General features: G+C 70.5%; 14 protein-coding genes and 2 pseudogenes. 8 read left to right on the top strand and 8 right to left on the bottom strand.

Going from position 1 to position 17,081, the window contains the following annotated elements:
* Window positions 1–41: 41 nt before the first annotated feature.
* Together ACWDAK_RS02470 and ACWDAK_RS02475 are read left to right on the top strand one after the other, a co-directional pair.
* Entirely contained in the window at window positions 42–785 is a 744-nt protein-coding gene (locus ACWDAK_RS02470; RefSeq protein ID WP_449806440.1) for a group II intron maturase-specific domain-containing protein, read from the top strand.
* A 319-nt stretch (window positions 786–1,104) separates the two neighbouring features.
* On the top strand, window positions 1,105–1,611 hold the full coding sequence (locus tag ACWDAK_RS02475; RefSeq protein ID WP_449806438.1) for a transposase: 507 nt from the start codon (window positions 1,105–1,107) through the stop codon (window positions 1,609–1,611).
* Here the strand turns inward: ACWDAK_RS02475 and ACWDAK_RS02480 are convergent.
* Both ACWDAK_RS02480 and ACWDAK_RS02485 read right to left on the bottom strand, forming a co-directional pair.
* Entirely contained in the window at window positions 1,546–2,502 is a 957-nt protein-coding gene (locus ACWDAK_RS02480; RefSeq protein WP_344636551.1) for a hypothetical protein, read from the bottom strand. The two genes, ACWDAK_RS02475 and ACWDAK_RS02480, sit on opposite strands and share 66 nt — an antisense overlap.
* Window positions 2,499–3,911, bottom strand: coding sequence for a phenylacetate--CoA ligase family protein (locus ACWDAK_RS02485; protein WP_427393173.1), 1,413 nt, complete (start codon window positions 3,909–3,911; stop codon window positions 2,499–2,501). The genes ACWDAK_RS02480 and ACWDAK_RS02485 overlap by 4 nt, the downstream gene beginning before the upstream one ends.
* Before the next feature lie 850 nt (window positions 3,912–4,761).
* Between ACWDAK_RS02485 and ACWDAK_RS02490 the strand changes: the two genes are divergently transcribed.
* The 4 genes and pseudogenes from ACWDAK_RS02490 to ACWDAK_RS02505 all read left to right on the top strand — a co-directional run bounded on the left by ACWDAK_RS02490 (window position 4,762) and on the right by ACWDAK_RS02505 (window position 7,596).
* Window positions 4,762–5,556 (top strand): helix-turn-helix domain-containing protein, encoded by a 795-nt coding sequence (locus ACWDAK_RS02490; RefSeq protein ID WP_427393172.1) that lies wholly within the window; start codon window positions 4,762–4,764, stop codon window positions 5,554–5,556.
* Window positions 5,557–5,823: 267 nt separating this feature from the next.
* Window positions 5,824–5,954: pseudogene (locus ACWDAK_RS02495) on the top strand (SDR family NAD(P)-dependent oxidoreductase); the annotation flags it as partial.
* A gap of 440 nt (window positions 5,955–6,394) precedes the next feature.
* Window positions 6,395–6,958: pseudogene (locus tag ACWDAK_RS02500) on the top strand (reverse transcriptase domain-containing protein); the annotation flags it as partial.
* A 47-nt stretch (window positions 6,959–7,005) separates the two neighbouring features.
* On the top strand, window positions 7,006–7,596 hold the full coding sequence (locus tag ACWDAK_RS02505; protein WP_427393171.1) for a group II intron maturase-specific domain-containing protein: 591 nt from the start codon (window positions 7,006–7,008) through the stop codon (window positions 7,594–7,596).
* Window positions 7,597–7,696: 100 nt separating this feature from the next.
* On the opposite strand, the gene ACWDAK_RS02510 is transcribed toward ACWDAK_RS02505, so the two are convergent.
* Both ACWDAK_RS02510 and ACWDAK_RS02515 read right to left on the bottom strand, forming a co-directional pair.
* Window positions 7,697–8,194 (bottom strand): adenosine-specific kinase, encoded by a 498-nt coding sequence (locus ACWDAK_RS02510; RefSeq protein ID WP_344636547.1) that lies wholly within the window; start codon window positions 8,192–8,194, stop codon window positions 7,697–7,699.
* Between the two features lie 107 nt (window positions 8,195–8,301).
* Window positions 8,302–8,652 (bottom strand): hypothetical protein, encoded by a 351-nt coding sequence (locus ACWDAK_RS02515; RefSeq protein WP_344636546.1) that lies wholly within the window; start codon window positions 8,650–8,652, stop codon window positions 8,302–8,304.
* A gap of 226 nt (window positions 8,653–8,878) precedes the next feature.
* On the opposite strand from ACWDAK_RS02515, the gene ACWDAK_RS02520 reads away from it, so the two are divergent.
* Entirely contained in the window at window positions 8,879–10,453 is a 1,575-nt protein-coding gene (locus tag ACWDAK_RS02520; protein ID WP_427393170.1) for a purple acid phosphatase family protein, read from the top strand.
* Window positions 10,454–10,462: 9 nt separating this feature from the next.
* On the opposite strand, the gene ACWDAK_RS02525 is transcribed toward ACWDAK_RS02520, so the two are convergent.
* Both ACWDAK_RS02525 and ACWDAK_RS02530 read right to left on the bottom strand, forming a co-directional pair.
* A complete protein-coding gene (locus tag ACWDAK_RS02525) occupies window positions 10,463–12,208 on the bottom strand; it encodes a translocation/assembly module TamB domain-containing protein (protein ID WP_427393169.1) in 1,746 nt (581 codons plus the stop codon).
* A gap of 56 nt (window positions 12,209–12,264) precedes the next feature.
* Window positions 12,265–12,780, bottom strand: coding sequence for a GNAT family N-acetyltransferase (locus tag ACWDAK_RS02530; RefSeq protein WP_427393168.1), 516 nt, complete (start codon window positions 12,778–12,780; stop codon window positions 12,265–12,267).
* A gap of 255 nt (window positions 12,781–13,035) precedes the next feature.
* On the opposite strand from ACWDAK_RS02530, the gene ACWDAK_RS02535 reads away from it, so the two are divergent.
* Window positions 13,036–13,707 (top strand): hypothetical protein, encoded by a 672-nt coding sequence (locus tag ACWDAK_RS02535; RefSeq protein WP_344636542.1) that lies wholly within the window; start codon window positions 13,036–13,038, stop codon window positions 13,705–13,707.
* Window positions 13,708–13,771: 64 nt separating this feature from the next.
* On the opposite strand, the gene ACWDAK_RS02540 is transcribed toward ACWDAK_RS02535, so the two are convergent.
* Complete coding sequence (locus tag ACWDAK_RS02540; protein ID WP_344636541.1) at window positions 13,772–15,598, bottom strand: bifunctional metallophosphatase/5'-nucleotidase; 1,827 nt, start codon at window positions 15,596–15,598, stop codon at window positions 13,772–13,774.
* 202 nt (window positions 15,599–15,800) lie between these two features.
* A complete protein-coding gene (locus tag ACWDAK_RS02545; RefSeq protein WP_427393167.1) occupies window positions 15,801–17,081 on the bottom strand; it encodes a substrate-binding domain-containing protein in 1,281 nt (426 codons plus the stop codon).

Here is a 17,081-nt window from a genome sequence, read left to right on the forward strand (position 1 = left end):
AATCCAAGCGCAAGAAGGACGGCCTCGGCAACTGGCGAATCATCCGCTACGCGGATGATTTCGTCCTGGTGGTCTCAGGAAACCGCCACCACGCCGAGAGCCTGCGCGAGGAGGTGGCAGCCGTACTCGCCCCGTTGGGGCTGCAGCTGGCACCGGAGAAGACCCGGGTAGTCCACATCGACGAGGGCTTCGACTTCCTCGGACACAACATCCGCCGCCAACGGAAGCGAGGAACCACAAAGCACTACGTCTACACCAAACCGTCCAAGAAGGCCATCGCGTCGATCAAGGACACGGTACGGGAGCAGACGTACAGATCGACCCGCCACATGGAGCTGGACGAGCTGCTTCGCAGCGTCAACCGGAGCCTGGCGGGATGGGCGAACTTCTTCCGACACGGGGTGTCAAAGGCGATCTTCACCGCGGTCGACTCCCACGCGTGGGGCCGGCTGATGCGGTGGATCCGCGCCAAGTACACAGGGAAACACCGGCTCGGGATGAAGGAACTCCGCAACCGCTTCTGTGACAAGGGGTGGCGGTTCGCCCACAACGGGGTCGTGTTCACCGGCGCATCCAGTGTCGCAGTGGAACGCTACCGCTACCGCGGAAGCGACATCCCGACCCCGTGGACCCCGAAGCAACAGCAGGCGGCTGACCAACGGTCAAGACACGTGGAGCGCCCGGTGCGGAGCAATTCGCACGCCGGGTGCGGGAGGGGGCCCGAGGGAGACGACCGACGGAGACGTCGGCACCGCGCCCACGGGCCTACCTCACCGACGAGATAGGAGGAACGCGATGGCTGGGCCGCCCGCCTCTGCTCAGCGACTCCGAACTCGTCTGCCTCGCAGTGGCCCAGGCCCTGCTCGGCTACCACTCCGAGGCCCGCTGGCTGCGCTACGCCCACAAGCACCTGTCCGGCATGTTCCCCTACCTGCCCCAGAGGGCGGGCTACAACAAGCGGCTCCGCTCAGCTCTGCCGCTGGTCAAGCGCGTGATCCGGGAGCTGGCCCGGGACAGCGACTTCTGGACGGACACGGTGTGGATCACCGACTCCACGCCGGTGCCGTGCGGCATGTCACGCCCGACCGTTCAACGCTCCGACCTTTGGCCGGCTGGGCCGGCTATGGCTACTGCGCCTCCCACCCCCGCTTCTTCTGGGGCCTGCGTCTGTACCTGGTGTGCACGCCGACCGGCATGCCGATCCTGTGGGCGCTGGCCAACCCGACGCTGGACGAGCGGGAGGTGCTGGGCGCGATGCTCGAAGTCGATGCGGAGCTCGTCGCCCGCCGCGGGGGCCTCGTGCTCATCTCCGACAAGGGCTTCGCCTCGAAGGCTTTAGAGCGGGAACTCGCCGAGCTGGGCATCGAGTTGCTGCGGCCGTCGTTCAAGCGCGAGAAGCAGCGGTTCGGCGAGCCGATGCTCAAGCAGGTCCGCCAGCTCATCGAGTCGGTCAACGACACCCTCAAAGGGCAGCTCGACCTGGAACAACACGGCGGGCGGACCTTCGAGGGCGTCGCGATCCGGGTGGCCCAGCGGATCCTGGCGCTAGGGGGTGAAGCCCTCGCTCCGCCCCACCGGGCCGTGCTCACCGAGGGCCACCAGGTCCCGTGACCTGCGGGCCGGCCGCCGCCCCGGGGTTCCGATCCGGTCGCGGCGGAACACGAGTTCGGCCATCCGCCGCTCGGGGCCCCGGCGGCGCAGGAGCAGGTGGCCGGCGAAGGCCGCCGGGCCGAAGAACACCTGGGCCGGGATCAGCGCCGCGGGGTGCCCGGTGACCGCGCCGACGATGTGCAGGGTGGCCACCGGGGCCACGGCGCCGAAGAGCACGACCAGCACGATCCCGGTGCGCAGCCCCGCCTTTCCGTAGGCCTTGTAGGCGGCGGTGGTGAAGAGGGCGTAGGCCAGCAGGTCGCCCATGCCGAGCACGGCGCCGAGGTCCTCCCCGATGCGCAGCCCGGCCGCGGGGGCGAAGGGGTAGCCCTGGATCGCGTCGGACAGTTCCTCGGTCAGAGGGACGACCCAGGCGAAGAACGCGTCGTAGGCGGTGAGCGCGAGCAGGAACCACGCGACGTTCTTCAGCCGCATCCCGCCCTGGACGTTGATGTTGGTGGCGGAGACGACGACCAGGCCGACGACGCAGCTGTTGGCGATCCAGTACGGCGCGGCGGTGTCGCCGAAGGCGAGGTGGGCGCCGAACACGGCCGCGATCAGCGCGGCGATCAGCGCCCAGCGCAGCCGTCCGTCACCGATGACGGGCTGGTAGCCGACGGACAGCCCGCCCGCGAAGGCCACCGCGAGCACCACCGGCAGGACCGTACCGGGCAGCGCCAGGTAGAGGTACGGCAGTGCCAGGACGAAGCCCATCATCAGGATGATGTCGGCGCCGTTGAAGACGCCGATCGGCGGCCGGGGGGTGCGGACGGTGCGGAAGTAGCCGACGGCGCCGACGCACACCGCGAGGGCCAGGGTGCAGCTGACCGCGAGCTGGAAGAAGACCGTCATGCGTGGCTCCGGGTGAAGGTGTGCTCCAGCAGGTCGCAGCGGAGCGGGAAGCGCAGCGCCGCTTCCGCGTCGTCCAGCGGCAGGACGGTGACGTCGGCGTCGATGCCCTCGGCCCGCAGCCGTTCGGTCACGTCGGCCGTGCCGAGTTCCTTGGAGGCGACCTCCACCTGCAGCCGGCCCCGGGCGGTGACCTCGGCCCGGTGGCGCAGCGGCCACGGCAGGCCGGGGGTGCCGTCCAGCGCCTCCACGATGTCGCGCGGGGTGACGATGGCGTCGGCGGTGCGGTAGAGCTGTCCGGCCTTGCCGAGGATGTGGGAGACCGCGGGGACCGAGGCGAGTTCACAGGAGGGCTCGCCGTCCAGGGTGCGGACCACGTCACCGGTGTTGTACCGCAGGACGGGCATGCATTCCCGGTAGGGGAAGTACGGGGTGACCGTCAGCTCGCCGAGGCGGCCGGGCCCGGCGGGCTCGCCCGTCTCCAGGTCGAGGACCTCCGTGTACCCCATGTTGGGGTCGATGTGCAGGTGATGGTGGGTACAGGTACGGCCGCTGACGGGCAGCAGCTCGGTCATTCCGAAGGAGTCGCCGATGGTGCGTGCGCCGAAGGTCTCGCGGAAGGCGGCCGCCAGGTTGCGTGACAGCATCTCCCCTCCCGCGTAGACCGCGCGCAGCCCGAAGTCGTGCGGCCCGTATCCGCGTTCGCGGGCGGCGCTCACCATGCGGGCGAGGTAGCTGGGGTTTCCGGTGAGCACCGTCGGCTGGGGGCCGGAGCGGCCGAGCAGGTGCTCGACGGACTCCTCGGGGGGGACCTGTCCCACGACGTGACAGGCGGCGTTGGCGAGGCGGCACACCTCGACGTCCTCTTGTACGGCGGCGGTCGCCCGCGAGCTGAGGTTGATCTGCATCCGGTCGCCGGGGCCGAGGTCGCCGCGGAGCACCAGGGACAGCGCGATCAGGGCGGGCCACAGCTCCATCTCGTAGCGGGAGAGCCATATCTGGACCGGCGCGCCGGTGGTGCCGGTGGTCTGCGTCACCAGGTACGGGTCGCTGCAGAGGAAGTCGGCGGGGCGGGCAATCAGGTCGGCCTTGCGGGTCACCGGGATGCGGGTGAGCGTCTCGGTCGTGATCCCGGCCGGGTCCACGCCGGCGAGCCGTTCCCGGTAGAAGGGCGAGCGGGTGGCGAGCCTGCGCACGGTGCGCTGGAGCGCCCGGTTCTGCAGGTCTCGGCGCTCGGCCGGATCGGTGAACGGTCCGTCGGCCAGTTCGTCGACGTCATCGCCGAGCGAGCCGAACTCCTCCAGTGTGACGAGCGCGTCGGCGACCAGCCGTTCCACGGCCCGTACGTTCAGCCGCCGGCCGAACACCATCGCCGTGGCCACCCGTACCTGCCGGACAGCGGTCTCCAGCACTGATGCCTCCTTCGCACCTCGAACAGGACGAAGGGGTGGGGGCGGCTCGCCGCCCCCACCCCCGGGATTTACGTCAGCTGGCCGAACAAGCGCCGAAGAAGACCGCCGTCAGCGCACCCATGACGTACTTGAACTGCTTGGCGCTCGTCTTGATGGAACTCATATGTGCCTCCTCGTTTGCTGTGGGTGGACGGCCGCCTAACCTCCGCAGGAGCTCCGGCGTTCCGTCCCTTGACTAGGAGACACAGTGGCGCGATCACCGCGAGCGGGCAACGATCGGGTCCATTCAACGGACCGGTGACTGAGGAGAACCAGGTCAACTGGCGTTGAAGGCCGTGCAGGGCCACCAAGGCGGCGGTGAAGGCTGTGCGTTGGTGAAGGTGCGGCGGCTCTCAATCGTGCACTCGTGAAGGTGCGGCAAACATACGGCCGTGGATAGCCTTCTGGAGCACTGGGGGTGACGCTCGCCTGAGCCGCTGAGGCTTTCTCGACAAAACCGCCGGACCACCCACGCCCGCGCCGCCCGAAGTACTGCCGTGCGACGGCGGTGTTCCTCGCGGTGACAGCGTCGAACAGTGAGGCGCGCAGCGTGGCGGCGGTGTCGAAGTCGAGGTCGCTGGCCCGGGGCGATCACGCGTACGCCGTCGTGCGCGCCGACGGTGGTGACGGTCAGGGGCGCCTGCCCGCAGCCGCCGGCCGCGGGGCGTTCCGTCCCTTGACGAGAAAACACAGTGGCGCGATTCAACGACCGGTGACTGAGGGGAACCATTCCGAAACCCCAACTGTCCTGGTCCAAACGGGGAATTGTGGGGCCGTCCGATCGACGGCCCGGCATGAGAGGGGGACCCTCATGGCGAGATCCGGCGCTGAGGGACGCGGCGTGCTGGAAGGCGCGTTCGCACTCATGGAGGTACTCGCGCACGACGACGAGGTGGGGCTGACCCGGCTGGCGAGTGACGCCGCGCTGCCGAAGGCCACCGCCCACCGGCTGCTCGGGCAGCTAGTCTCATTGGGCGCGGTGCAGAGTCATGAAGGCCGCTACCGGCTGGGCCCGCGGACGTTCCGGCTCGGGCAGGCCTGGCATCCGGCGCGCGCGCTGCGCGCCGCATCGGCCCAGCCGTTACGGGAACTCGCGGCGGTCAGCGGCGGGGCGAGCCTGAGCCTGTCGGTGCCCGAAGCGGGACACATCATCGTCGTCGGGGGCATGCGGGGCGAGGTGGACGAGGTCTTCCCGCTGCGCTCCGGGGTCGTTCTGCCGCCCGGCAGTGCGGCCGAACTAGTCCTGGCGGCGGCCGCCCCGGTGCCGGAGCGGCCGGCGGGGTGGACGGAGGCCTCCTGGGCGCGCGAGGTCGCCGGGGTCCGGGAGCGGGGGCTCGCGTTCGACTACGAGCAGTGCGTGGATTCGCTGTCGTGCGTGGCGGCTCCGGTGCGCTCTGCGTCCGGCCAGGTAGTGGCCGCCGTCGCGGTGACCGCCCTGGACGCGAAGCTGATCCCCCTGCTGTCCGACGCCGTGAGCCGCGCGGCGTCGATGATCAGCGGGAGGCTGGCCTGCCTGCCGGAGCCCGCGCCCAAGCCCCGCAGGGCCGGGCCGGCCCCGAAGCGGGCCGTGAAGGGTTTCGCCGCCGCGGCCGACCCGAGCCGCTGAGCCGGCGGCTGTCGCCCGGGGCTCGCGGGCGGGCTTCACCCCACCGCTACGGCGGAAGGGAGATGAAGGTCTTCCGCCCCCATTCGGTACAGCTCAGAGCCTCGTGGTTCGCACTCGGTCTTCACGTACTGTGCGATCAAGAGGGTGTTCAGGTCGGTCGTCACAAACTGATCTTGGGCACCTTCGTTCCTTTGGCGGGGCGGAACTTCGAATCTACTCGGGATAGGTCCCGGATTCGGCCGGGGCAACACGAGAGGAGCAGTGATCGTGGGGGAACTGGACGGCAGGACCGCGCTGGTGACGGGCGGCTCGCGCGGGATCGGGCGGGCGGTCGCCCTGCGGTGGCCGCCGCGGGGGCGCTCGTCGCCGTCCACTACGGAAGCAACGAGACAGCCGCTGGATGACGAGCCGCACCAGCCAGCGTCGGTCGACCTCGCGGCGGCGCTGGGCGCGCATCGCCGTCCCGTCGTCTGCACCGGGCAGTCAGCTTGACATCGTGTGGGTGATCAGCCCGATGTCGCGTTCTGGCTCGCCTATAACCGGCGGAACCGGGAAGTGGCGGGCTGCCGAGAGGCAGTCGGAGGGGGTCGTAGTAGTGCCGATCGGCGGGACAACACAACCCGTCAGGAGCGAAGGGCCCCTGCTTCATCGATGCTGACACGAACAAGGAGGGGCCCGGGTGAGTGTCGGAACGGCTATGTCCGCCCGCCGGGAGGACACAGGCCGCGGTGAGCGGCGTCCTCTGGACAAGGTCCGAGCCTTGCAGTGGACGCTCTACCGCTGTGCCGAGCAAGAACCCGAGCGCCGGTTCCATGCCCTGTACGGCCACGTCCACCGCATGGACGTCTTGTGGCGGGCATGGTCCAGCGTGAGCACGAACCGGGGCGCCCCCGGGGTGGACGGCGTGAGCGTCGACCAGGTGGCGGCCTCGGGGGTGGATGAGTTCCTCCAGGATCTGTCGGATCGACTGCGGACGCATACGTATCGTCCGTCGGTGCTGCGGCGGGTCCAGATTCCCAAGCCGGGGCGGCCGGGGGAGTTACGGCCGCTGTCGATCCCCACTGTGGCGGACCGGGTGGTGATGACGGCCGCGAAACTGGTTCTCGAACCGGTCTTCGAGGCTCATTTCACCGACGCGAGCTACGGTTTCCGGCCCAAGAGGTCCGCGATCGACGCGTGCGAGGCTGTGCGCGTCGCGGCGAACCAGCGGCAGGAGTGGGTGTTCGAGGCTGATATCCGGGACTGCTTCGGGACGATTGATCACGATGCACTCGTCGCTCAGGTGGCGAGGCGCGTGGTGGACCGTCAGATGCTGAAGCTGATTCGGGCGTGGCTGCGGATGGGAGTGCTGGAGGGTGGGGTGACCTCCCCGACTGGGGCGGGAACCCCGCAGGGCTCACCGATTTCCCCGTTGCTGGCCAACGTGGCCCTGCATGTCCTTGATGAGGCGTGGCAGACACGCGGCGGGCGGTTGGGGTGTTGGTGCGCTACTGCGATGACTTCGTGGTCCTGTCGCCGACCAGGCAGCGTGCCGAGCAGGCGCGTGAGCTGGCGGCCGAGGTGTTGGGCGGGCTCGGGATGCGGTTGCATCCGGAGAAGTCCGGCATCGTCTGCCTCACCCGGGGTGGGCAGGGTTTCGAGTTCCTCGGATTCCATCACCGGAAGGTGGAGTCGTGGAAGTGGCGGGGCAGGTTCTACCTGCAACGTTGGCCCTCGGCCCGGGCGTTGGGGGTGCTGCGGGACAAGATTCGCGCGGCCACCTCAAGGTCCCGGAGCGAGCGGCCGGTGGCCGATGTGGTCGCCGATCTCAACCCGGTCCTGCGTGGCTGGGCAGCGTACTTCCGCAACGGCAACAGCGGGCGGAAGTTCAACGAGGTCGACGGCTACGTCCACGAGCGGCTGGCAATCTTCGCCAGCCGGAAACACGGACTCGCGGGCCGGAACTGGACCACCCGTTTCACCTACGGGTGGATCAGTCGGCTCGGGGTCTACCGCCTGACCGGGAACGTGCGCTGGGCGACGGCGCATGCCAGCTGGTGAACGATGTCGGAAAGCCGTGTGCGGGAGAACCGCATGCACGGTTTGAAGCGGCGGGGACTGGAAACGGAGCATCAGCCACCGCGCCAGTCCCCGACCCTACTCAGAGTTTGTAGCCGATGCGGCGCAGCAGTCCGTGCCGGTCGGCCGCGTCAGCGTCGGTCTCGACCCCGACCGGCGGTACTCCGTCGATGACGCCGATCACGCCGCGGCCCCGCTCGGTGGCCGCGAGCAGGATGTCGACGGGGTTGGCTGTCGCACAGAAGATGCCGCAGACCTCGGGCACGGCCTTGACGGAGTTGAGGACGTTGACCGGGTAGCCCTCGCGCAGCATGATCACGAAGGAGTGCCCGGCGCCGATCGCCCGGGCCCCGGCGACCGCCACCCGTACCAGTTCGTCGTCGTTGCCGGACCTGCGGACCAGGCAGGCGCCGGAGGCCTCGCAGAAGGCGATGCCGAAGCGGAGGTGCGGGCTCACCCCGACCAGTGCCTCGTGCAGGTCCTCCACGGTCTTGATGAAATGCGCCTGACCGACGATCACATTGACGTCGTCCGGTTTCTCGATGTGCACCACATCGAAGGACAATCCGGCAGCGGCCACCGGGGCACCTCCCGCACTCGCTCTGTACTCGGACGATTGACGGCATGCCGATCATGGCGAGGCCGGGGTGCCGCGTCCAGGTGGCGCGCTCAGGGGCGGGCGAGGGGTCACCGGATCCGCCGGATGCACCAGCCGAGGCCGGCCGCGACGGTGAGCACCCCGTACCAGGCCCGGGCGGCGGCCCGGTACACCAGGCCGGCCGACCGGTACCACGCCTCGCCCGCCCAGCCGAGGACCAGGTACCAGGCGATGCCGAACGGCATGGCCATCCAGAACCACGACGGCGGCGCGAACTCGCCCGGCCGCCGGGAGCCTTCGCGCGCCCACCGCCGGCAGCGCTCGGCACCCTCGCGGCGCCACCGGGCGCACCGGCGGGCGCCCGCCTCGGCCTGCCGGGTGCGGGTCTCGACGAAGCGGGCGCGCCACTGTCCGCGCCGGGTACTGCCGGAGTACGGCATCCTGCCTCCCACCGGGCCGGTCCGTTCGTCCGGCCTCGGCGTCAGGCCAGGTCAGCACTGTTCGGCGGCGCCGGTCAACGGGGCTCGCCGCGCACCGGGCCGACGGAGCCGTCCGGCGACCGGAGCGCCTCCCGGGAGCGGCCGAGCGCTCCCGCGCCCTGGGCGCGCTGCTGTTCATGTCGGGGATCCGGCGGTGTTCACCTTCCGGGCGGCAGGCTGACCGGTCATGAGTTCAGTGAAGAGTGTCAGCCGGCGTGGTCTTCTAGCGGGTGCCACCGGGGTCGGCCTCGGTGGTGCGGTGGCGCTCGGCGGTGGGACGGCGGCCGCCGAGCCCGCCGCGCCGGGTCCGCTGCTGTGGTCGCGGCCGGGGCGGCTGGGCGCGCCCCGGGTGTCCGGTCTGCACCTGCAGTTCGGGTCGGACGCCTCCCGGGAGGTGGTGGTCTCCTGGCACACCACGGCCTCGGTGGCCCGCCCCAGGGTGCTCCTCGGTACGGCGCACGGCGGCTTCGGCCGGACCGAGCAGGCTCGGACCACCACCTACCGGGACGCCAAGTCGGGTACCGAGGTGCAGGTCCACCACGCCAGGATCGGCGGGCTGCAGCCGGACACCGACTACGTCTACGCGGCCCTGCACGACGGCGCGGCACCGGAGCTGGGCACGGTGCGGACCGCACCGCGCGGCCGGGGCGCCTTCACCTTCACCAGCTTCGGGGACCAGGGCACGCCGACGCTGGGCCGGCAGACCGCAGGCGGCTGGGTCAACGACAACCTCGGCAGCCCGGCGGCCGGTGACACCACGGCCGGCGTCGAGCGGATCGCGCCGCTGTTCCACCTGGTCAACGGCGACCTCTGCTACGCCAACCTGTCGGGCGACCGGGTGCGCACCTGGTCGGACTGGTTCGAGAACAACTCCCGTTCCGCCCGCCACCGTCCGTGGATGCCCGCCGCCGGGAACCACGAGAACGAGCTCGGCAACGGCCCGATCGGGTACGGCGCCTACCAGGCGTACTTCAGCCTCCCCGAGGCCGGCGCGGACGAGCAACTGCGTGGCCTGTGGTACGCGTTCACCGCCGGCTCGGTCCGGGTGATCAGCCTCAACAACGACGACGTCGCCTACCAGGACGGCGGCAACTCCTATGTGCACGGCTACTCCGGCGGAGCCCAGCAGCGGTGGCTGGAAGCCCAGTTGGCGGCGGCGAACGCGGACCCGCAGATCGACTGGATCGTGGTCTGCATGCACCAGGTGGTGATTTCCACGGCCGACAAGTTCAACGGCGCCGACCTCGGGATCCGGGAGACCTGGGTGCCGCTGTTCGACAAATACGGGGTGGACCTGGTGGTCTGCGGCCACGAGCACCACTACGAGCGCTCCCACCCGATCCGGGGTCAGCAGCCCACCGACACCCGCACCCCGATCCCGGTCGCCACCGACACCGAGGTGATCGACACCAGCAAGGGCACCGTCCACATGGTGATCGGCGGCGGCGGCACCTCGGCGCCCTCCAACCAGCTGCTCTACAGCCCCGCCCGCTGCCGGGTGATCACCGGGGTCGGCCCGGTGGACTCCGCCACCGGCAAGCGGCCGCCGAAGTACGTGATCGAGGACGCTCCCTGGTCAGCCTTCCGCGACGCCGACCACTCCTACGGCTTCGCCGCCTTCGAGGTCGACCCCGGCGTCCGGGGCGGCAACACCTCGATCGCCGTCACGTACTACGCGGTCACCGGGCCGTACGGCGAGCTGCTGCCGGTGGACCGGTTCCGGCTCACCCGTCCGCGCGGCCGGCGCGGGCACCGGGTGTAGCCGGCCGCGTCAGTTGCGGTTGAAGGTCCGGGCGGCGGCCGCGGCGATGGCGATGCCCAGGGTCCACCCGAGGACGGTCAGCACCACGGTGACCACCGCGGGGACGCCGTGGTACTGCCAGGCGTCCGACTGACCGAAGCGGACCACCGGGATCAGATGGTCGGCGGCGTACAGCACCGGGTTGAAGGTCGCGGCGCTGTCCGCACTGACGTGCTGCGGGTGCACCCGGCCGAAGTAGACGCTGCTCGCCACCAGCAGGCCGATCGCCCAGCCGAACGCCCGCAGCGGGCGGTAGCCGTAGCCGACCAGCAGGTCCAGCAGGTAGCCGGGGAGGCGGCGCGGGAAGGAGAGTTCGGCCCGTACCGCGCGCTGCCTGGCCAGCAGGACGGTCCTGGCCTCGCCGTCGTTGCCCAGCGAGCGGTAGTAGGCGGCCAGCTGCTCGTACGGCTGGGCGCGGAAACCGCCGGTCCGGGCGGGGTCGGACCGCCGGACCTGGCGCCTGATCACGTTCAGCCGGTCCGCCGCGTCGGCGTACCGGCTGAACGGGCCGTAGGCGAAGCCGTCCAGGTTCAGCCGGCCCGGCCAGGACTCGGCCGTGTCGCTGATGCCGCCCGCGGCGGACGCCGCGTAGAGGGTGAGCAGGGCCCTGGGACTGTCCATGCCCTCCAGGTCGAGGTGGCCGGTGACGCGGGCTCCGGTCAGCCGGATCTCGCCGTCGGTGTGGAATCCCTTGCCCAGGTGGAGGCTGCCCGCGACCTGCATCCGGTTGGCGCGCAGGGCCGGCCCGCCCGGGGTCGGGGTGAGCTGGGCGCCGCTGAAGGTCAGCCCGCTGCCGAAGTTCGCGCCCGGCAGGCGTACCGTGCCGATCGCCGTGAAGGGCTGCTTGCCCGCTCCGGTCTCGTGCGGGCTGAAGAAGGAGTAGCTGACCACGGTGAGCGAGTCGCCGTGCAGCGCGGAGTGGCCGCGGCCGTCCAGCCGGGCGCCGGTCAGGTACAGCGAACTGCCGATGTGCGCACCGGGTATCCGCAGCGCTCCCTCGGTCCGCAGCCGCTGGGCCATCAGGCTGCGCCCGACCCGCATACCGCCCGCGTTGAGTGACTCGCCGCCGGCCCCCCGGCCGACCAGCTCGGCGTCGATGAGGTTCACCCGGCCGTCGATCTGTGCGTTGATCAGGCTGAACGAGCCCTCCACCTTGGCCTTCTCGGCGAGCAGGCCGCCCTCGACGCGGATGCCGTCGGCGCGGACGGTGCGTGCGTCCTCCTCGCCCTCGCTCTCACCTGCGCCGGTCCCGGTGATACGGGTGTCGCTGAGGTCCAGGGTGCCGCGCACCTGCGCGCCGGCCGCGCTGAGCGTGGTGAGACGGGAACCGCTCAGGTCGATCGACTCCGTGACCGCGCCGTCGAACACGACCGGCCCCTCGAACCGGCAGCCCCGGAGCAGCAGCAGCGGCGCGACCTGCCCGTGGTCGAAGCGCAGCCCACCGGAGATCCGCGCCCCGGCGAGCCGCACCGCCGCCACCGCCCCCGCCACGGTCGGGCAGGCGCCCAGCAGCAGCGCCGCGATCACCTCACCGCGCACGGACCGCTCGGCCGGCCACCCGTCGGCCCCGGCCGGATCGTCCGCGCCGAAGTCGCCGGTACGCAGATCGACCAGCTCGCCGTGCGGGAAGGCCCGCCAGAGCCGGCGTTCGGTAGCGGTGAGCCTGTCGAGCCGGCTGGGTATCGCGGAGCTGCTGGTAACTGACGTGCGGCGCATGGCGGTTATCCTGCCGTACCCGGGACACCGGGCGCGCCCTTTCGGGAGACTGGCAGTCAGTTCGGATCGGTGAGCAGGAAGGCCTCCAGCTCGCTCCGGTACCAGCGGTCGGTACGGCCCAGCGGGGTCATGCCGAGGCGGCGGCAGACGGCCTGGGAACGGTGGTTGTCCGGGTGGGTCACCGCGTAGACCTCGGCCAGCCCGTCGGCGAAGCCCTTGGCCACGGCCGCGCGGGCGGCCTCGGTGGCGAAGCCGCTGCCCCAGGAGTCCGGGTGGAAGTGCCAGCCGACCTCCACCTCGCCGTCGCCGTCCGGGAACGGCACCAGCAGGACCGAACCCGCCACCACGCCGGTGTCCCGCCGCTCCACCGCCCAGACCCCGTACCGGGGATCCATCGAGCGCTCCTGGAACCGCTCGATCAGGGCATCCGCGTCCGCGAGTTGCGCCATCGTGCGGGTGCGGCCGAGCCAACGGGTCACCTCGGTGCGGGAGTACAGGTCGAAGGCCCGCTCCCGGTCCGTGGCCTGCCACTGGCGGACGGTCAGGCGCTCGGTGCTGAGGACAGCGGACATCAGGCATCCCGGTGCTCGTGGCCTAAGTGACGGTGCCTCAGCCTACTGGCCTGGGGTGTGGGCCGGTGTGGTGGCCGTCGTCGTCGGCGGTGCGGGTGCCACTTGCTCCGGATGGCGGGGAGGGGTCTACCGAAGGGGGTTCAGCCGTGTGCGCCGGGCGAGGCGGTGGGAAGCGGACTGGTAGAGGTGGTCACAAAGAGTCACTTTCGACAGAAAGTGATGATTTCTGCCTCTTCGTCCTCTGGAGGACCATCCATGTCCCTGTTCGCCAGGCTGCGCCCGCACCGAGCCCTCGGACTCACCCTCGCCCTCACCGCGCTCACCGTGGTCGGCGCAGGCACGGCGAACGCGGTTGCGCCGCAGTCCGTCGGCCACCAGGACACGACCAAGTTCAAGCTGTTCCCCAATGCCAAGTTCCTGCCGTGCCTGGCGGGCGACGGCCAGACACCGAAGGTGGAGGCCGAGGTCCGCCGCGGCGAGCTGAACGACAGCATGGAGATCGAGCTGCGCGGTTTCAAGCCCGACTTGGACTTCGACCTGTTCACCGTCCAGCGCAGCAACCAGCTGGCGAACGGCGATCCGGACCCGGACTTCCACGGGAGCTTCGGCCTGGCCTGGTACCAGACCGACCTCCACACCGACCACCAGGGCAAGGGCCGGGCCAGGATCCGGACCATCCTGCTCGACCAGATCTTCGGCTTCGACCCGGACGCCAATCTGGACCCCACCAACACCTTCCACGTCGGCTTCTGGTTCAACAAGCCCAGCGACGCTGCCGCGTGCGGCTTCACCGGCACCACGCCGTTCAACGGCGAGCACAACGCCGGGCCGCTCGCCTTCATCACGCGCCCGAACGCCGACACCGGCCTCGGCCCGCTCTGCACCAAGCCCGACACCTCCACGACGCCCGCCACTTGCGAGGCCTGAGGAAGCATCACAGCCGGTGCCCGGAACCACCCGAGGGTGGCACCGGACACCGGCCGGCGGAACCTCAGAACAGCGGGACGCCCGCGCGCACCAGACGCCAGTTGACCGCGGCGAACTGCGCCGGGTCGATCACGCCCTTGGCCTTCACCCACGCGATCATGGTGTTGCGGATCTCGTCCGAGTTCGTCCAGACCTGCTTGGCCGAGGCGACGTGCGGGAAGTTGCCGCCGCCGTTCGCCCGGTAGTTGTTCACCGCCAGCACGAACTGAGCCGCCGCGTCTATCGGCTTGCCGTCGAAGGACAGGCCGGTGATCCGCGAACCGACCGGCTTGCTGATGTCGATGTCGTACGAAACGCCGTACACCGAGTCGAAGTTGTAGTCCGGCGTGTCCTGCTGGTTGGTCAGCTTGTCCAGGTCGACCGGGTCGCCGGGGGCCAGCTGGGCGAAGAACTTCGCCGAGTACTCCAGGTAGTCCTTGATCTGGGCACCCGTCAGGATCCGGGCCTCCAGGGTGTTCTCGTAGATGTACAGACCCGCCGCGTCCCGCAGCTTCACCGTACCCGCCGGAATGTGCGCGGTCCGGTTGAACGGCGCCGCCTGCGCCAGCACCGGCAGGTTCGCGTACGAGGTCTTGGCCAGCGCCGCCTTCACCGCGTCCGCCTGCACCCGGCCGATCAGGTCGATGATCGGCACGTCCTTGAACCGGGCCTCGGAGATGGACAGATCGGCCTTGCAGGTGCCGATCACCTGGTTGACGTACGCCACCACCTTCTTGTGCTGGGCGCCGATCAGCTTGACGATCCGCGGGTCCTCCGGGACCGTGTTGGTGTTCAGCACCCGCGAGCTCACCTTGGTGACCTGCCAGTGACCCTTGCTGAACTCCACCTCGAAGTCGAAGCAGGACAGCCGCTGCGCCCAGCAGAGCGGCTCGGACAGCACCACGGTCTTGCCGGTCTTCTTGTTGACGATCAGCCGCTGCGCCACCTCCTTGTGGGTGTGACCCACCAGCACCGCGTCGATCCCCGGCACGGTCGCGGCCATCTCACCGGAGGCGTCCTCCGGCCAGGGCAGCTGGTCGCCGTAGGTGGTCGGCTCGTCGATGCCCGAGTGCGCGGCCACCACGACCACGTCCGCACCCGCCGCCTTCATCCGCGGCACGTACTTCGCGGCCATCTCCACGATGCCCGGGAAGACCATCTGGCCCGCGACGTTGGCCTTGTCCCAGACCGCGATACCCGGGTTGGTCAGACCCAGGATGCCCACCTTCAGCGGACGACCGCGGCCCAGGTACAGCTCCCGGATCACGTACGGCGGGAAGGCCGGCTTCTCGTTCTTGGCGTGCAGGGCGTTCGCACCGAGCAGCGGGAACTCCAGCTGCTCCTCGAAGGCCCGCACCGTCGGGATGCCGTAGTTGAACTCGTGGTTGCCGAGCGCGGCGGCGTCGTAGCCGATGGCGTTCATCGCCTCGGCCATCGGGTGCTTCGGCGGCTTCTTGCCGGTGATCGGCTCCACCCGGGCGTAGTAGTAGCTGAGCTGGGTGCCCTGGATGATGTCACCCGCGTCGATCAGCAGGGTGCGGTGGTGGCCCTTCTGCGTCCGGACCCGGTTGACCAGGGTGGAGATCTTGGCCAGGCCGACGTCGTTGTGCGCCGCGTCGTCGTACTCGGCGTCGGTGAAGTAGTCCCAGTTGAGCACCCGGCCGTGCATGTCACTGGTGCCCATCACGGTGAAGCTCTCCTTCACCGGGTGCTTCGCGAGCTCCGCGGCCGAGGGCTCCTCACTCGCCGCGGCGGCCGGGCTCGCGGCGGCGAGCGGAGCACCGCCGACCAGGGCCGCGCCGGCGGCGGTGGCGGCCGAGCGGGTGACGAAGTCACGACGATTCAGGGACATGGACGACTCCAACGTGGGGCGAACGGACCGTCAACTATGCGACGACGCGCGTAGAGAAACGCGCGTAGAAGTCTGCCGGGTAAACGGCCCGGCGAACAGACTTCCGACATGTCCAACAGGTGAGATATGCATTACTCCCGAGTAGCAGCCGGCTCAACGGCCCCTCCGGCCACCTCGGCCAGCAGCCGGCCCACCTCCGCCGTCAGCACCGCCGCCGGATCCGCCCCGAAGTTGGCGTCGGCGGGCAAGGCGGTTCCGGTGTTCCCGAGGCGAACGAGATCAGCGTCACCTCCTCCCGGTTCCTGAACCGCCGCACCGCCCGGGTGTCCTCCGCCCCCGTCAGCCGCGCCATGGCCCGCTTCAGCGCATCCAACCGGGCACCCGCCATCGACCCCGACGTGTCCAGCACGTACACCGTCCGGGACGGCCGGCGCAGCTCGTTCTGGTACGCCGCCAGCAGACCGTCCGCCACCGCCTTCGTACCCGGGAACGGCAACTCCCGCCGCCGGTCCGCCGGCAGTCCCGCCGCCGGGGACGCCTCCGCCGTCACCGGCCGGCGCAGCGTCGTCTCCGAGATCCGCTGCTGGACGTCCGGGCGCAGCAGGTACTTCGTCAACCGCTGGAACGAGTCCCGGGCCGGCCGACCCGCCGAGGACAGCAGCGACAGCGGATAGTCCGCCGACACCACACCGTCCACCGGCCGCACCACCGTCAGCCGTTCCTCGGCCGGCAGGGTCCTGTTCAGCTCCAGCAGCACCGACTCGTAGTTCACCAGTGCACCCACCCGGCTGCCCGAACCCGACCGGTACGCCTGCTGGTACGCCTGCGCCAGCCAGCCCGAGGACCCCGACGTCAGCTTCTGGCCCGAGAAGAACTGCCGCAACCGCGGCGCCGCCCCCGCCACATCGGCGTCGGTGAGCGCCGCCGAGGCACCCGAGAACGCCGAGGCCACCGCCACCAGCGCCGAGAACCCCGAATTCGACCGCGACGGATCCGCCATCCCGTACGTCAGTCTCCCCGACGCCGCCGCGTCACCGAGCTGACCCCAGGTCACCTGCGAACCGTCGCCCCAGCCCAGCTCGCCCAGCATCCCGCTGCGCACGCCCACCGCGACCGGCGAGACCATCACCGGAGTCTCCGAGACCAGCTTGGACCTGCCGGTGCCGTCCAGCCGCAGGTAGTGGTCGGACGGGAACCAGACCGCGTCGTACTTGCCGTCCGCCTTGCCCGAGGAGACGGTGTCGGCACCGTCCAGCGAACCCGTCCAGGCGAACTGGACGGTGACCCCGGTGGCCTTCCTGGCCTCCTCCAGCACCGGGGCCATGTCCTGGAGTTCGCTGCCCGCGAGCACGCGCAGCACGCCGTCCTCGGGAGTGGGCGACAGATCCTCCTGCTTGGGCTTCGGATCGCCGGAGCAGCCGGCCAGCAGCAGCGCCAGTGCCGCGGCGGCGGTCAGGCCCCGCCCGAACGCTCGTGCTCTCAT

The sequence above is a fragment of the Kitasatospora sp. NPDC001175 genome, assembly GCF_053598215.1.